Annotated in this window: 16 protein-coding genes; 6 read left to right on the top strand and 10 right to left on the bottom strand. The window is 40.7% G+C overall.

Going from position 1 to position 14,377, the window contains the following annotated elements:
- Positions 1-5 precede the first annotated feature (5 nt).
- Positions 6-1,259, bottom strand: a complete 1,254-nt coding sequence (locus tag E0D95_RS12375; protein ID WP_130804090.1) for an acyl-CoA dehydrogenase family protein — start codon at positions 1,257-1,259, stop codon at positions 6-8.
- Between the two features lie 51 nt (positions 1,260-1,310).
- A complete protein-coding gene (locus tag E0D95_RS12370) occupies positions 1,311-2,579 on the bottom strand; it encodes an SfnB family sulfur acquisition oxidoreductase (protein ID WP_130804089.1) in 1,269 nt (422 codons plus the stop codon).
- A 249-nt stretch (positions 2,580-2,828) separates the two neighbouring features.
- Between E0D95_RS12370 and E0D95_RS12365 the strand changes: the two genes are divergently transcribed.
- The 4 genes from E0D95_RS12365 to E0D95_RS12350 all read left to right on the top strand — a co-directional run bounded on the left by E0D95_RS12365 (position 2,829) and on the right by E0D95_RS12350 (position 6,304).
- Positions 2,829-4,121, top strand: coding sequence for an ABC1 kinase family protein (locus E0D95_RS12365; protein WP_130804088.1), 1,293 nt, complete (start codon positions 2,829-2,831; stop codon positions 4,119-4,121).
- Between the two features lie 112 nt (positions 4,122-4,233).
- Positions 4,234-4,482, top strand: coding sequence for a type B 50S ribosomal protein L31 (locus tag E0D95_RS12360; protein WP_120369789.1), 249 nt, complete (start codon positions 4,234-4,236; stop codon positions 4,480-4,482).
- A gap of 264 nt (positions 4,483-4,746) precedes the next feature.
- Positions 4,747-5,079, top strand: coding sequence for a HopJ type III effector protein (locus E0D95_RS12355; protein WP_130804087.1), 333 nt, complete (start codon positions 4,747-4,749; stop codon positions 5,077-5,079).
- A gap of 553 nt (positions 5,080-5,632) precedes the next feature.
- A complete protein-coding gene (locus E0D95_RS12350; protein WP_130804086.1) occupies positions 5,633-6,304 on the top strand; it encodes a hypothetical protein in 672 nt (223 codons plus the stop codon).
- 220 nt (positions 6,305-6,524) lie between these two features.
- Here E0D95_RS12350 and E0D95_RS12345 read toward each other — a convergent pair whose 3' ends face one another.
- From E0D95_RS12345 to E0D95_RS12335, 3 genes are all read right to left on the bottom strand, one after another.
- Positions 6,525-6,938, bottom strand: a complete 414-nt coding sequence (locus E0D95_RS12345; protein WP_130804085.1) for a GFA family protein — start codon at positions 6,936-6,938, stop codon at positions 6,525-6,527.
- A gap of 69 nt (positions 6,939-7,007) precedes the next feature.
- Positions 7,008-8,228 carry a TIGR03862 family flavoprotein gene (locus tag E0D95_RS12340; protein ID WP_130804084.1) on the bottom strand — a complete coding sequence of 407 codons (1,221 nt, stop codon included), beginning with the start codon at positions 8,226-8,228 and terminating at the stop codon, positions 7,008-7,010.
- Entirely contained in the window at positions 8,218-8,856 is a 639-nt protein-coding gene (locus E0D95_RS12335) for a class I SAM-dependent methyltransferase (RefSeq protein WP_130804083.1), read from the bottom strand. The genes E0D95_RS12340 and E0D95_RS12335 overlap by 11 nt, the downstream gene beginning before the upstream one ends.
- Before the next feature lie 97 nt (positions 8,857-8,953).
- On the opposite strand from E0D95_RS12335, the gene E0D95_RS12330 reads away from it, so the two are divergent.
- Complete coding sequence (locus E0D95_RS12330; RefSeq protein WP_130804082.1) at positions 8,954-9,142, top strand: DNA gyrase inhibitor YacG; 189 nt, start codon at positions 8,954-8,956, stop codon at positions 9,140-9,142.
- 387 nt (positions 9,143-9,529) lie between these two features.
- On the opposite strand, the gene E0D95_RS12320 is transcribed toward E0D95_RS12330, so the two are convergent.
- The 5 genes from E0D95_RS12320 to E0D95_RS12300 form a co-directional block, all read right to left on the bottom strand.
- The gene (locus E0D95_RS12320; protein ID WP_130804080.1) at positions 9,530-10,174 is read right to left on the bottom strand and encodes an MBL fold metallo-hydrolase; all 645 of its coding nucleotides are present in this window, start codon (positions 10,172-10,174) and stop codon (positions 9,530-9,532) included.
- Between the two features lie 19 nt (positions 10,175-10,193).
- Positions 10,194-11,213, bottom strand: a complete 1,020-nt coding sequence (hemH, locus tag E0D95_RS12315; protein ID WP_130804079.1) for a ferrochelatase — start codon at positions 11,211-11,213, stop codon at positions 10,194-10,196.
- A 144-nt stretch (positions 11,214-11,357) separates the two neighbouring features.
- Entirely contained in the window at positions 11,358-12,386 is a 1,029-nt protein-coding gene (locus E0D95_RS12310; protein WP_130804078.1) for a DUF4062 domain-containing protein, read from the bottom strand.
- A 107-nt stretch (positions 12,387-12,493) separates the two neighbouring features.
- Entirely contained in the window at positions 12,494-13,363 is an 870-nt protein-coding gene (gene murI / locus E0D95_RS12305; RefSeq protein WP_130804903.1) for a glutamate racemase, read from the bottom strand.
- Between the two features lie 47 nt (positions 13,364-13,410).
- Positions 13,411-14,037 (bottom strand): DUF1285 domain-containing protein, encoded by a 627-nt coding sequence (locus E0D95_RS12300; protein WP_130804077.1) that lies wholly within the window; start codon positions 14,035-14,037, stop codon positions 13,411-13,413.
- A gap of 189 nt (positions 14,038-14,226) precedes the next feature.
- Between E0D95_RS12300 and E0D95_RS12295 the strand changes: the two genes are divergently transcribed.
- A partial coding sequence (locus E0D95_RS12295) for an FAD-dependent oxidoreductase (RefSeq protein WP_130804902.1) occupies positions 14,227-14,377 on the top strand: 151 nt, incomplete at its 3' end.

Genomic DNA, 14,377 nt, shown 5'->3' with positions numbered 1-14,377 from the left:
TACTTTTAAACAGATTTTGCTTGTGGACTCGCCCCAATCTGCCAGACAAAAGGCAATTCAGTTTGATTCACCACCCAATCCCCAATCACCTTTTCCTTATAAATAAGTGGGTTATGTGAAGACACCGTTCGCGCATTACGCCAAAAACGATCGAGTTGTTTTGCGCTACTACTGGCCGAAGCACTTAATGCATTAAATAGCTTTGAGGTTAACTCTAGTACCAGATCCGCAATCACCACCTGACCTTGAGCCGATTCAAGCTCTGCATCGACATTGGCAAGATGCTCCTTCACGTCTGAGTCAGCAAAATGACTCAAATAAGCGCGTTGCAAGCTTTCAGCTGTGCGTAGTGTAATTGCTTCACTGGCATAGGCTTGTGCCGATGCCTGACCAATCACTTGTAAGACCTGTGGATCATGTCGTGCAAGATCGGCATTGCCATGACTAAAGATTCGCTTGCGCTCACGGACTTCCTGACTAAATGTCTCCACCGCTGCTTGAGCAATACCTGATAATGTCGCTAAATGCACCACCTGATAAAAAGCAGTTTGATATTTAAAGCGCTGATCAAACGGTAAAATATGCGTGGCTGGAACTTCAACCTGTTGTACACGCAAAGTACCACTACCCGTGGTTTTTTGACCAAAGCCATCCCAGTCATCTTCAATAGTGACCCCAGTGGCATGACGATCAATCGCGGCAATCACATGCTGTTGACTGACTTCATCATAGGCAAATAAATCAATCCAGTCCGCATAAATACTGCCCGTAGAATAATATTTTTCACCATTGACCAAAAGCTTGCCTGTTGCATCATCCTGCGTCACGCGGGTGATAACATCGCCAATTTTAACTGCACCCACTTCTGTCCATGCATTTCCAACCAATTCGCCTGCAACAAAACGTTCAAACCATTCTGTTTGTGGCTGACTACTATGCGCAACCAAGCGGTCTTCCACAAAAGCAAAGTGCCCACGCAATGCCTGCACCACATTAGAATCGGCTTTTGCTAGCTCGGTTAGAAGCTGGAAAAGTTGTACCACTGAGACACCTGCCCCGCCATAGGCCACTGGAACACGTAAAGCACCAAAACCAGCCTGCTTAAGCCACTGAATTTGTTCATACGGTAGCTGACGCTGTTGTTCGCGCTGTAAAGCACCTTCTGCAATTTTGGCAAAAATGGGACGGTACTGAGCAGCAACGGCTTCGTAATCTGCACCCAATGACAATTGATCTTTAATCTGTTCAAATTGACTCATGATTTTATCCTGTTTATTTTTTAATCCTAATATCTTGACCGTCGTTTAAACTCAACTCCAAGGATGGCGCGGTGGTTGCACACCATTTAAGTAGTAATTTCCAACGATGTGATATTTCCAGCGCACAGGATCATGCAAAGTATGAGTTCGCGCATTACGCCAATGACGATCCAGATTGAGTTCTGATAAAGTTGAACGCGTTCCAGAAAGTTCAAATAATTTATTGGCGGCCAATAAAGCAATTTCCGTCGTTAGCACTTTTGCTTCTGCAACCAACAGAGTGGCTTGGGAAACATGTTCTTCTGTAGGTTCATCGATAGCCAAATCAATCTGATCAGCAGCTAAGTCCAAAACAGCTTCCGCAGCGCGTAGTTTGATTTTGAGATCTCCAATACTGGCAATGGTATAAGGATCATCTGTGGCACGTTCCAAGCCCGAATCAATCCATGGACGGCTGTGTTTTTTCACATATTGAATGGTTTCTTCAATCGCACCGCGCGCAATACCTGCATCTACCGCCGCTTGAATAAACTGTGAAATTGCACCCGCAACTGTTGGTCGTTCAAAAGCCTGATGAATAGGAACAACATATTCTTCACGCACAGGTACTTTTTTTAGTTCCACTGTGCCGCTGGCAGTGGTGCGTTGACCAAAACCAGACCAGTCATTAATGATATTGACGCCTTCTGTTTCACGCGGAACCAATGCAGCATGCGGCTGACCCGACTCACTAATCGCGACAATTGGAATCCAGTGCGCCAACAGGGCTCCTGTTGCGAAAAATTTCTGTCCATTCACTTCATAGCCCGATGCCGTTTTGTGAATGGTGGTGGTCAAATCTGCAACGGTTTTACTGCCTTTCTCCGAAAATGCATTGCCAAAACGAATGCCTTTTAAGACCAGATCAAAGAAAAAACGTTGTTGCTCCAAACTGGCATCTAGTCGTAAATGCTCCAGAAATGCCCAATGGTTTTGCGGTAACTGACCCAGTGACGAATCGACACTGGAAATGGTCTTGACCACTTCAGCCAAGGTACGATAGCGAACTTGTGCCCCACCAAATGCCTTAGGAATGGTAATCGCCCAGAGACCGCTTTGAGAATATTGTTGAATTTCGTTTAATGGTAAACGACGCTCCTGATCACGCAAGGATGCTTCTTTGGCAAACTCTTGTGCCAATTGTTTTGCCACTTGAATGGCTTCAGCATCACTTTGAATAATGTGTGCATTTTCAGGTTGTTCAAATACCTGTAATGGCACAGAATTTGCTCGCTGCGCATGTATGGAATGTTGAGAAACAGCAGTATTTAAATGGCTCATGTTGAATCATCTCATCTTTGTTTTTGCTTTATACTGCTCAACATAGCACCAAAAATTTGAGCGTGTTATAAGGATTAACGCATTGTTTATGAATTAGTTTTTGCAATGCTTTGCATAAAATTTGCAATCTCCACAAATCTTTGTTTTTAGAATTAATTCTCTTTTATTAACAATTTGAAATAGGTAATTTAAGCGTTGTCGCCTATGATCAACAAACAATCCCAGCGCAGGTAGTGAAAGGTATTAGATATGGCAAAAAATGCGAGTTCTCCCGGTCGGCGCTTTATGAAACTTGCGGGTATGACCGCCAGTATTGCGAGCAAAACGGTTTCCAATTCAATTCGTAACCTGAATGCCGATGAGGAACAAAAACTTGCTGCCAAAAGTAAACTCTTTCAGGACATCGGTGTTCAAATTGCAGACACACTCGGTGAAATGAAAGGCGCGGTCATGAAAGTGGGACAAATTGCGTCTCAATATAAAGACATTTTCCCGCCAGAAGTTGCCAAAGCCATTGCCAAATTACAACGTCAAGCACCTGCTGTACCTTTTAGTGCCATTCAACAACAAGTTGAAAAAGAATTGGGTAAGCCGTTACTACAAGCCTTTCAATCTTTTGAGCAACAGCCTTTTGCTGCCGCCTCTATCGGACAAGTCCATCGTGCAACCTTGCCCAATGGGCAGCAAGTCGTGGTTAAAGTTCAATATCCAGGCGTCGATGAAGCCTGCGAAAGTGATTTAAAACAGGTTCGGCTTGCGCTGCGCCTGATGGGTGTGATTAAAATTGATAAAAAACTTCAAGACAAACTGTTTGCAGAGATTCAGGACAGCTTGTCAGACGAATTGAACTACGAAATTGAGGCGCAAAATCTGGAAGTGTTTAAAACCTTCCACGAGCAGCTTGATCCTAAAATTATTATTCCTACCGTGTATAAAGACTATTCATCAAGACGTATTTTAACTTTAAGTCTGGAACGCGGTGAATCCATTGAAACCGCAAGCACATGGCCTGTTGAGGTGCGTAATCAGATCGGACGTCGTCTAATACGCGCTCTGGGTCAAGAAATATTTTATCTGAAACGTTTTCATTGCGATCCGCATCCGGGCAATTTTGCTTTTCGTGAAGATGGCACCGTGATTATTTATGATTTTGGTGGCGTAAAAACTCTGAGTCCTGATGTCATCATGCATTTTAAACAACTGGTTCAAGCTGCACGTCAAGAGAACATCCCAGTGATTGAAGAGCATCTGGATGCCTTACATGCACTTTCAGCCAAAGGCTTATTTCCACAGGAACTTTATTTACAATGGCTTGAAGTGCTACTTCGCCCACTCACCACTTCCTATAATTTTGCTGAAAATTCAGCGCATCATGATGGTGTCATTCTTGTCAAAAAATCCCTGAAATATTGGGATGTGTTTAAGCCATCACCTGATACATTAATGGTGAATCGAACCATTTCAGGACATTACTGGAATTTGATTCAACTTAAAGTCGACGATAATTTGAATGATCTTTTCGAGGAATTAGTACCAAGCTAATTCAATTTTATTTTAATACAGCATGTTACGATCGTATCAGCTTCCAGATTTGATTATTTTATTGAAATAATATAACATATCAATATAAATCAATTTAACTGGAGGCTTTCCCATGCGTAACGGTATACATCCTGAATATAAAGAAGTCCTGTTCCACGATACAAATGCAGATGCCTATTTCGTGATTGGCAGCACCATTCAAACCAAACAAACACGTGAATATGAAGGCAAGACTTATCCTTATGTTACTTTGGATATTTCAAGTGCATCGCATCCTTTTTACACTGGTGAAGTACGTCAAGCCAGTAATGAAGGTCGTGTCGCAAGCTTTAACAAACGTTTTTCACGTTTTAAACGTTAATCTTGTTTTAAGTTTTATCTTTTAAAATCGTATTATTCGAAGCCTAAGGACATATCTCCTCCTCTTAGGCTTCTTTTTTTGGCTTAATTTTAGTCTTGTGTATAAAGATTAAGTTATCCACAACACTACTACTTTAATCTACAGTTTCCTCACCTCTATATTGATCTGTCCTGTGCATGATCTGTTCAATTCAATGTCTCATCATTTTATATTCAATGGTATGCTAGCCATCTCTTTTGGCTCTTCATTGAATTACGGAATATCATGGCATTGGAATTATTGACACAACTTGAAAATGGTCAAGCAAAATTTTCTGACGTTCTTGCACATATTGAAGCACGTTTTAATCATACCCCTACTGCATTTAAAAATGGTCAACAGCACAATGCTGCAACAGAGAACCAAGGCAGCGCGAAAGTATTTTCCTTTGCTCAAATTGAAGGTTTAGATCAAGCTCAAACTTTAAGCTTATTTGCTGAACATTATGCAGCGGTAGTTTCTACGCCAGAAGGTACAGACCACCAAAATATTCGTCAGTTTATGCAACATGGCTGGGATGGTATCAGCTTTGAAGGTCAGGCATTGACTACAAAATAAGTCATATTGCATTAAAAAAACCCAGACATCCTGTCTGGGTTTCTCGTATTTGCTGCTTAAGCATGACTCCTGTCTTGCTTCACGATCCTGATGATTGACTAATTATCGTTGTTTTATGTCTTCGAACATCCTGTTCTCGATGGGTTCATCATAGGAAATCTATGGGGATCTGGCTATTGGTGAATTTCCTGAATGGCTGTACGCCAAAACGTACAGCGAAATGCTTTAAAAATTATCCCAAAGTTTATCCGCAGAAATTGGGGATTATTTCAAATGTGTGACGCTTAAGAAATCAGGAAAAAGTGATTTTTTGGATGTTTTTTAAGCAATTTTATTGGCAAGAAGTATCAAAGTTGCTCAAAAAAACTCCGCATTGTTTCCAAAGCAGATTTTTGAGGAATTTTAGGATTATGTAAAACGACTAATTTATTGAAAAATAATAAATTTTAAAAAATCACTTCGTATAACGCCCATTATGTTAAATAAGCATTGAGAGAACATTAATTTAATATCTGTTACTTTGCTAAATATAAAAAAAGGAACTCATTCTTTTATGTCTCTTAACTTGAATAATATTCAAACATTGTTCTCATCGAACAAAGCGAGATTGCTCAATTGCCACAACAACGAATTATGTTTTAAAAAAAAATCGAAGAGCTGGTGTATAAGATTAACTGATAAGTCTTGGCATGTCTTAACTCTTAATGATGGAAAAGTTATAGAAAATATAACTTATGCATCTGAATATCAGGCTTGTCTTAGATTTTTATATTTATGCCAAGTGATTACTACTGATCAGCCTAACCAACCTAAAATATTACGTTGGAATAGAGATTGTTATTTTGCTGAAAAAAATGGTGAATATCTCTTGGAAGTTGGAATAATGGTAGATACCCATGGTGAGTATTTTTTTGACATTGAGTTAAATCAAGAAGAAATACAAAGATTTAAGGAAGAAGGATTTAGATTTATTAACTTATTGTTAGCCGAAATTAGGGCTTCTAATCCCCTTCATAATAACTCTAAATTTTCTCAAAGAAATAGAACTGATTGGTATGTAAGCTCTCAAGAATTGAAAGCTTGGCGAGAACTTCAAATTATAGAAAAACCAATAATTATAGAAAAGCCTACTTATCAAGAGCCAAGCAAAAATGGGACTAAGATAGTTATATTTCTTGTTGGTTTAATTTTTATTTTTTATATCCTCTTTTCTTTCAACGTATAAGTCTTCCTACAATTAACATAATACAGCTTATGCGAAGTCATTGAAATTTTCCTATAAGCATCAATACTTTAAGCTAATTCGTTCCAGTAAACAGCGCACTGGAACGGCTTTTTCGTGACTATTCACGTTCCACAAGGATTCATTCACCCATATTTCATGACTAAAGACGAAATGAATCACGAAGTTCCAGCATATGAACAAAAAAACTTGGTATATAAACTTAAGGTCGTTCAGCATACCGCGGTAAATGATCAGAAATAGTTTCCCATTCAGCTTTATGGGCAGTAAAAATATGCATACTTGGTTTTTGCTCAATTTTGCTATCTAAAGTCCCAATTCGCAAACGATAAAATTCAGGCGTATCGGTTTTAATACTCATAATCGGTGAACCACATTCACCACAAAAGCAACGTTGCGTCGTTGGGCTGGATTGATATTTTTTGAGCAGATGCTCACCTTGTACAATTTTAAAATCATCCACACGCACAGGCGTATTGGTGGCATAAGCCGTACCGTTGGCTTTACGGCAACGCTGGCAGTGACACTGAATAATATCCCCCAAACCATGACCCGAAATTTCATAACGAATGCCTTGGCATAAACAGCTTCCAGATAATACTGCTGATTGCGACATACTTAAAATCCTTTTGCGTTATATTTGATTTTTCAAATAAATTAACATGATTATTAACAAACTTAAATTTTAATTTCTAAGTTTAATGCCCTGTTGAAAAACTTGATCAACTCCTGCTCCAGCAGCACGACCTGTTGCCAAACAAGCGGTGAGTAAATAGCCTCCAGTGGGTGCATCCCAATCCAACATTTCACCGCAGGCAAACAAATAAAGGCTATTTTTTAACATTAAATGTTGATCCAGCGCATTTAATCGTATTCCTCCAGCGCAGCTAATTGCTTCTTCAATCGGTCGAAAACCATGTATCTGAATAGCAAGCTGTTTCATATGATGTGCCATTTTTTGGACCTCATTCCAATCCGCTTTATCAACCACATCACGAATGAGAGCAATTTTGGTTTTATCCAATCCAATCTTTTGCCATAAGGTATTTAACGACTGCTTTTTGCCGTGTTGCAACTTTTGTAAAATTTGTTCGAAACTTAAATCTGGCAATAAATCTAAATATAAAACTGCCGAATGTTGTGTTTGCATCGCCTTACGTAAATCACGATTACAACGATAGACCAAACCGCCTTCTAATCCATAATGACTGATCACCATTTCACCAAACTGCGGCGTTTGCCCGTGTACCCATGCTCGAATTCGTTTTAATGGTTGACCAAAAATCGGTTGCAAATAACTCGACCAATTAACCAGAACCCCGACATTACTGGCGATAAAAGGTTGAAGTGTTGAAGAATTGAGCCAGTTTTGCCATTTACCATCGCTACCCAATTGTGGCCATGACAGTGCACCGCAGGCCAGTACCATCGCATCAGTTTGAATCTGATGCTGTTGCCCTTGCACAAGATCCAGAACTGTCAAACCCTGATGTTGTATGGCAACAACTTGATGACGATAACGAAACTTTACACCGCGATCATGTAAACGTTTCAGCCATGCACGCAATAACGGCGCGGCTTTCATTTCATTGGGGAAAATTCGTCCAGAACTGCCAACATAGGATTCTATGCCTAAGCCTTTCATCCATGCTTGAATCTCTTGCGCATTAAAAGTTTCAATCATTGGACGCAGCCATTCTGCATGATCATAACGTGAAATAAATACTTCTACATCTTCCGCATGACTAATATTCAGCCCTGTTTTGCCTGCCATTAAAAACTTACGTGCAGCCGACGGTTTTTGCTCATAAATGGTGATGTCATAATCTCCCAATTCTGACAGCATCTCGGCACAAGCTAGTCCTGCTGGACCTGCGCCGATAATCACCACCTGCTTATTTAGCATCATTTTGCCCTTGCAATGGCATAAATTCATCAAAACGGGTCTGATAATGTTCAGGCTTGGTGATAATCAACTGCTGACATAATTCACCACGCTCTAAATATTTGATCTCAAAATGGGTTCGTGCTGAATCAGAAGCAATGCGCTGTTTGAGATAAGGTAAATGCCAAAGTTGCTCCAGTTGATGTTGTGCTTCGTCTATATAATCTGGAATATTACTGGCTAAGGTAATGGTTCCTTCAGGTTTTAAACGTGACAATAAAAACTCAAAAAAAGGCATATTCAGCCAGCGCTGTGCAGGATTATGGGGTTCAGGATTTGGATAAAGAATAAAAAACTGCGCTACTTGCTGCGGATAGAGCGCATGTACCATCCAGGGTAAAGCGTCTGCATGAATCGGAAACAGATGATGACGAGGTTCAAGTGTTTGTTGTTTCTGCATTGCCAAGAACTTTTCTTTAGTCCGTTCAATTGCATACAGCTTTTTTTCGGGATGTTGCCCACTAAACAACAACGCATGTTTGCCTTTACCCGCACCGATTTCGACACAAATCGGAGTGTTTTCAATCGGGCTAAAGTCACGTGGTGCCTGCATACGCTGGGCTTGAAATTGACGAATCGAGATAATCACAGCAAACTATTCAGATGAGGTATTGAAATCAGCTCTAAGTCTAACAATTGATTTGAGCTTTGCCTAACATCTTGACCATGAATTTGAGGATTTTGCTATGCCACGTACATTTCCATGCCCCCGTTGTGGTGAGCCATCTGTATGGGAAGGCAATCCTTTTCGTCCGTTTTGCTCTGAACGATGCAAGCTAATCGATCTGGGAGCGTGGGCAAATGAAGATTATAAGCTACCCACTGAAGATGCTCCCCAATCAGAAAATGGGAATCCCAATGATTACGATAGTTAATGCAGCAAAATGAAACTCTCTCACAATTTGTGGTTATATTTTGTTGCAAAATCGCATTAAAATGCCCATTTTTTAAACAAAACTAAACATACATCACGTAAAATATTTATCAATAATAGATCCCTTCTCTCTTTATAGGAGAATATGATGCTTTTATTGAGAGTTCTTTTTGCTGTTTTTGCAATTTGCTGTTTGATCTTCCTTATTTTAGGTTTTATCGCCTCAGATGCCGTTTTATTTGTTATTGCGATACTGTTTGCTGTGGCAAGTGTTTTAGTCGCATGGGAAGCCAAACAACGATTTCATAGCATATTTCATTCATAATTTCCCAAGGTGATGATTGCTGGTTCAATCATCACCTTTTTACGCACTTATTTTGAGGATTTTTTATCCCGCCTGTCCTGCCACAAAAGGATTAAATTGTTTTTCATGGCCAATATTGCTCATCGGTCCATGCCCTGAAATAAACTGGGTATGATCAGGCAAGCTAAAGCATTCGCGCTGAATTGAATCTAATAACTGTTGATGATTTCCTCTAGGAAAATCTGTGCGCCCAATAGAACCTTTAAATAACACATCTCCTGTCCATAATAAATCATGCTGCTGATTATAAAATATGACATGTCCTGGAGTATGTCCCGGTGCAAAACGGACTTCAAATTGATGTTCGCCCAAATTTAAGATTTCTCCACCCTCTAGCCATTGTGTCACATTGACAGGCTCTGGTATTGGAAAGCCATAACGTTTGGATACCTCCTGAATCATATCCAGCCAGAATTGATCTTCTTTATGCGGACCAATAACAGGAATATCCCAGACTCTTGCCAGCTCGCCGACGGCACCGGCATGATCAAGATGTCCATGAGTAAGCCACAATGCTTTGACTTTTAAGCCCAAAGCTGCAACTTCCTGTTGAAGTTGGGCGGCATCTCCACCTGCATCAATTAAGACCGCCTCTTTGCTTTCACTCTCCCAAACAATAGAACAGTTTTGTGCAAATGCAGTCACAGGAACAATTTTAACTTGCAGCATAATTACCTCGGGTTAAACATCACATCAAAGGGGCTAGTGTCACATCAAGTGCATCCAGATGTGCCTGAACCAATTGACTCAGCAACGCCAAATGCGGCTTTGAAGCATTTAAGGCAGGAATATACTGATAAGACTGACCGCCCGCATTTAAAAATAATTCCGCATTTTGAATCGCCAGCTCTTCCAGTGTTTCCAGACAATCTGCCGAAAACGCAGGACTCAAAATCTGTACAGATTTCACACCCTGCTCTGCCCACTCTGCAAGTAATTGATCTGTGTAGGGTTTAACCCATTCTTGCTTGCCAAATCGGGATTGGAAACTGATGGCCCATTGATCCTGTGAAAGTCCCAGCGCTTGTGCAACCAGACCTGCCGTTGTCCGACATTGCTCAGCATAGGGATCACCTTTATCAGCATAAGGTTGTGGAATACCATGAAAAGACATGAGTAACTTTTCGGGCTGACCATGTTCGATCTGAAAATTTTGAATACTTTGTACAAGTGCCTGAATAAAAAGAGGATGTCGATGATAATCCTTCATCAGGGTTAGTCCGGGCAAATTACGTTGCTGGGGAATCCATTTGGCAAAAGCATCGTAAAGAGGCGCGGTTGATGTCGCAGAATACTGCGGGAATAAAGGCAATAAGATAATATGATCTTGTTGTACTTGTTGCAGTTGCTGTAAAAGATCACTAATTCCGGGCTGCCCATAGGTCATGGCAGGCACGATATTTAAATCAAACTGTGGGTAAGCTGCTATTAATTCATGTTTTAATGCTTCGGTTTGCGCCAATAGAATTTCACGCATTGGAGAGTCATTGCGCCACACCATTGCATACGCATGCGCTACCCGTTTCGGACGAAAAGGTAGAACAAAACACCGTAAAATGATTTGCCAAAGTATTTTGGGAATTTCAATGACACGTTGATCTGACAAAAATTGTTTTAAGAACTGTCGTACTGCTGGCACAGTAGCTGCATCAGGCGTCCCCAAATTGGCTAAAATCACGGTCACTTTTGGTTTAGACACAGCAGACATGTCGCTTCCTATCCATCACTTCAATCAAAATATTTTCAGTGAGCTTACTTTAACAGTTTTTGGCAGTTTGTCTAAATCTATGCGTCAGTTGGCTCAGTCATCAACCTTTAGTTGCATGTAATGATTCATCCAGATTGAATATGACTATTTGGTTTTGAGTTGAGCAATACGGCTAGTATTTTCAGTTGAATAGCTTTCAAGTAATTTTAGTGCCTTAGGTGTCATTTGCCAGAGCAAACGTTGTCGATCATCTCGACCTGTTGGCACAATCCAGTCATTTTGTCGCATCTGCATTTTAATATGATGTAAGGCACGTATGTTGATTTGAGCACGAGCCACCGCATGGGCACGAGGTAACACAACTCGTGCATCTTCTAAACCAGTTTCATTCAGATAGTCATTGATGCGTTTAGAAAAATATTCTTCAGGTGTCGGTATTTTAAAGACCAGACTTAAAATGGATAAAATTTGCAACCATGTCAGTTGCCGTTCAGGTTTTAATTCTTGAAAATTACCATCTTGATAGGCATGTACGCGATATTCAAAACTATACAACTCATTGGTATATACTCGAGGCATGGTGATGAGTGGATCAACTTCACGTTTACCCATGTCCGTTTCAAGTCGAGTGACTTTGGCGCGTAAACTGTCAATTTCATCCTGCAAAACTTGTGTATTTTGTGGTCTCACCCAACCCAATACGGGATAACGCTCGAGCATCTGCGACATATTAAAACGCACTGCCAGCTCCAGATCCCGTAGACTGTGATAACAAAATACCTGATCAACCTCTTGTTGAAGCTGTTTGCGAAATTCATTAAATTTTTCTTTTAATTCAGGTTTACTATCCTGCAATGTCAGATCGCGACTTTCAGGAGCATCGTGCATAAAAACAATAATAGGCTTTTGTTTGGTGACCGCATAAATATATTCCAGATGCATATAACTGACACCTGAAACAGACTGTTCACCGTACTGACTTCCCAATAATACAACCACATAATCACAATCATCAATTTGACGACGCGCCAAGGCTGTACTCAGAGGTGTTCGTTGCTCTAATCCCCACGAAAAAAAGCCCATTCCAATGAGTGTCTGAGCCAGTACCATTCGCTCTGGTTGCATGTCTGCACCAGAGGTTGAAATAAAGACCTGATAACGCTTATCCAGCATGGTTATCCTCTCAAGTTTATATTTCCACACCCATCCTTATGCTGTAGAAAATATACACATCCCCAAATTTAAAAGTACAACCGTCTAAATCATGATTTGCATCATGTTTAATCATCAATATTTTGAATACGCCAAGAAATATGATTCTTCAACATATGTTTTAACACAAAGCTTAACTCGTCTGCATTATTTCCACTGGCAAAACATTCAATTTTTAGAAAATTCTGACGAATTTCGTCAAATAGTAACTCATTTTTAATTAAAATACGGGCAGTTTGCCGAGCTACTGCCAATCCAGAATCAATCAGCGTCATTTTGCTGCCAAATAAGTGCTCAATTGCGTCCTTTAGAAAAGGATAATGCGTACAACCAAGCACCAGAAAATCTGCATCTTGATCCACAACGGGCTGCAAACACTGCTGCAATACCTCTAAACAGGCCGGACTCATTTGTTCACCAGCTTCAACAAAAGGCACCAGTTCCAAGCAAGTCACAGGCAACACCTTAACGCCAGCTGGTAACGCAAAGTTTTGAATCACATCTTTAATCAATTGCCCACGAAAAGTCGCTGGTGTCGCCAGCACTGCAACCACTTTAGACTGAGTTTGTAGTACTGCTGGTTTCAGCGCGGGAACCAAACCCACGATAGGAAAAGATTCGCCATAATAGGCGCGTAAATAATCCAGACTAAATGCCGAAGCGGTATTACATGCCACAACCGCCATTTTACAACCACGACGATATAACCACTCAACTGCCTGCGCGGTCAGTTGCCGAATTTCATCATCGGAACGTGGACCATAGGGTACATGTGCTGTATCTGCAAAATAGACAATTTGTTCATTCGGTAAATGATGACTAATTTCCTGAGCAATCGATAAACCACCGATCCCTGAGTCAAAAATTCCAATCGGTGCACTTTTAGCCGCTTTAGGTCTTGGTTTTAGTTCAGCGTAAATCGGTTGTATGGCCGTCATATCCACATTGAAATCCATCCTTTCAGATTCACGATTAAGCTTAAACCTCAACTGCTCAATTGCAAGTCTAAATCACCACTTTTTAATGCCAGAACGGTTTCTCCATCAGAATTTTCTGTTAATGATCCGAGCTCAATCAAATGATAAAATGCCGCACGCTGAATTAAGGCATTCATGCCAAAGCGCACATGCACATACGGGCGCAATTCAATTTCCCCCGCTCCATTTGGGTAACCACGCATAAAAATGGAATGCGCCTCATCGACAATCACCACATCCTGATTGGTCGTGGTCAACTGGATAAAAGATTTACATTCAATTTCAACCTGTTCCACCTGATTGACCAATAGAGGTTCATCTTCAACCTCTATCTCAATTTGTTCGACTGGGGTTTTCAAATAAAACGTGTCATTTTCCTTCCAAAGGACTTTAGAAAATAAATCCAGAAGGGCTTGGCGTTTAATCAATTGACCTTCGTGCCACCATTCTCCATTGGCTTTTATAACCAAATCCATTTTGCCACAATGCTTTGGATGCCATTGGTCAAGTGGGGGAATTGACCTTTTGTGACTTTGCTGTGCATCTTTTAGATATTGTGCGATACTCATTAAGTTTTTATCATCTAGCGATGTAATCTCGTTCGTCTGCTGAGATGAATGATTTTGATTTACCATGGTTTATGCCTTGCTGACGAGAAAATAGAGCGACTCAGCCAATTGGCTAGATCAGGGTTTGAAACTATACTAGCCGCAAACTATTTAAGACACGATTGTCTGTTTGTGTCTATAACATTAAAGAACACTCATGGCAGCACCGAAGCACAAAGTTACGGTTGCCACCCTTAGCAATATGAGGAGTCCTACATGGAGCACATCGAACGCGAAGCGATGGAATTTGACGTCGTCATCGTTGGTGCTGGACCTGCCGGTCTATCGGCTGCGATTAAAATTCGCCAACTTGCGATTGAAAAGAATCTACCCGATTTGTCCGTCTGCGTCGTCGAAAAAGGGTCTG

Source organism: Acinetobacter ihumii (genome assembly GCF_900625095.1).
GTDB lineage: Bacteria > Pseudomonadota > Gammaproteobacteria > Pseudomonadales > Moraxellaceae > Acinetobacter > Acinetobacter ihumii.
The sequence above is the reverse complement of the archived record's forward strand: the minus strand, read 5'-3'. Positions and strand labels throughout refer to the sequence as shown.

Excerpts from the sequence above, each read along its gene's own strand:
- E0D95_RS12375 (WP_130804090.1), bottom strand. The coding sequence starts at position 1,259 with ATGAGTCAATTTGAACAGATTAAAGATCAATTGTCATTGGGTGCAGAT.
- E0D95_RS12370 (WP_130804089.1), bottom strand. The coding sequence starts at position 2,579 with ATGAGCCATTTAAATACTGCTGTTTCTCAACATTCCATACATGCGCAG.
- E0D95_RS12365 (WP_130804088.1), top strand. The coding sequence starts at position 2,829 with ATGGCAAAAAATGCGAGTTCTCCCGGTCGGCGCTTTATGAAACTTGCG.
- E0D95_RS12360 (WP_120369789.1), top strand. The coding sequence starts at position 4,234 with ATGCGTAACGGTATACATCCTGAATATAAAGAAGTCCTGTTCCACGAT.
- E0D95_RS12355 (WP_130804087.1), top strand. The coding sequence starts at position 4,747 with ATGGCATTGGAATTATTGACACAACTTGAAAATGGTCAAGCAAAATTT.
- E0D95_RS12350 (WP_130804086.1), top strand. The coding sequence starts at position 5,633 with ATGTCTCTTAACTTGAATAATATTCAAACATTGTTCTCATCGAACAAA.
- E0D95_RS12345 (WP_130804085.1), bottom strand. The coding sequence starts at position 6,938 with ATGTCGCAATCAGCAGTATTATCTGGAAGCTGTTTATGCCAAGGCATT.
- E0D95_RS12340 (WP_130804084.1), bottom strand. The coding sequence starts at position 8,228 with ATGCTAAATAAGCAGGTGGTGATTATCGGCGCAGGTCCAGCAGGACTA.
- E0D95_RS12330 (WP_130804082.1), top strand. The coding sequence starts at position 8,954 with ATGCCACGTACATTTCCATGCCCCCGTTGTGGTGAGCCATCTGTATGG.
- E0D95_RS12320 (WP_130804080.1), bottom strand. The coding sequence starts at position 10,174 with ATGCTGCAAGTTAAAATTGTTCCTGTGACTGCATTTGCACAAAACTGT.
- hemH (WP_130804079.1), bottom strand. The coding sequence starts at position 11,213 with ATGTCTGCTGTGTCTAAACCAAAAGTGACCGTGATTTTAGCCAATTTG.
- E0D95_RS12310 (WP_130804078.1), bottom strand. The coding sequence starts at position 12,386 with ATGCTGGATAAGCGTTATCAGGTCTTTATTTCAACCTCTGGTGCAGAC.
- murI (WP_130804903.1), bottom strand. The coding sequence starts at position 13,363 with ATGACGGCCATACAACCGATTTACGCTGAACTAAAACCAAGACCTAAA.
- E0D95_RS12300 (WP_130804077.1), bottom strand. The coding sequence starts at position 14,037 with ATGGTAAATCAAAATCATTCATCTCAGCAGACGAACGAGATTACATCG.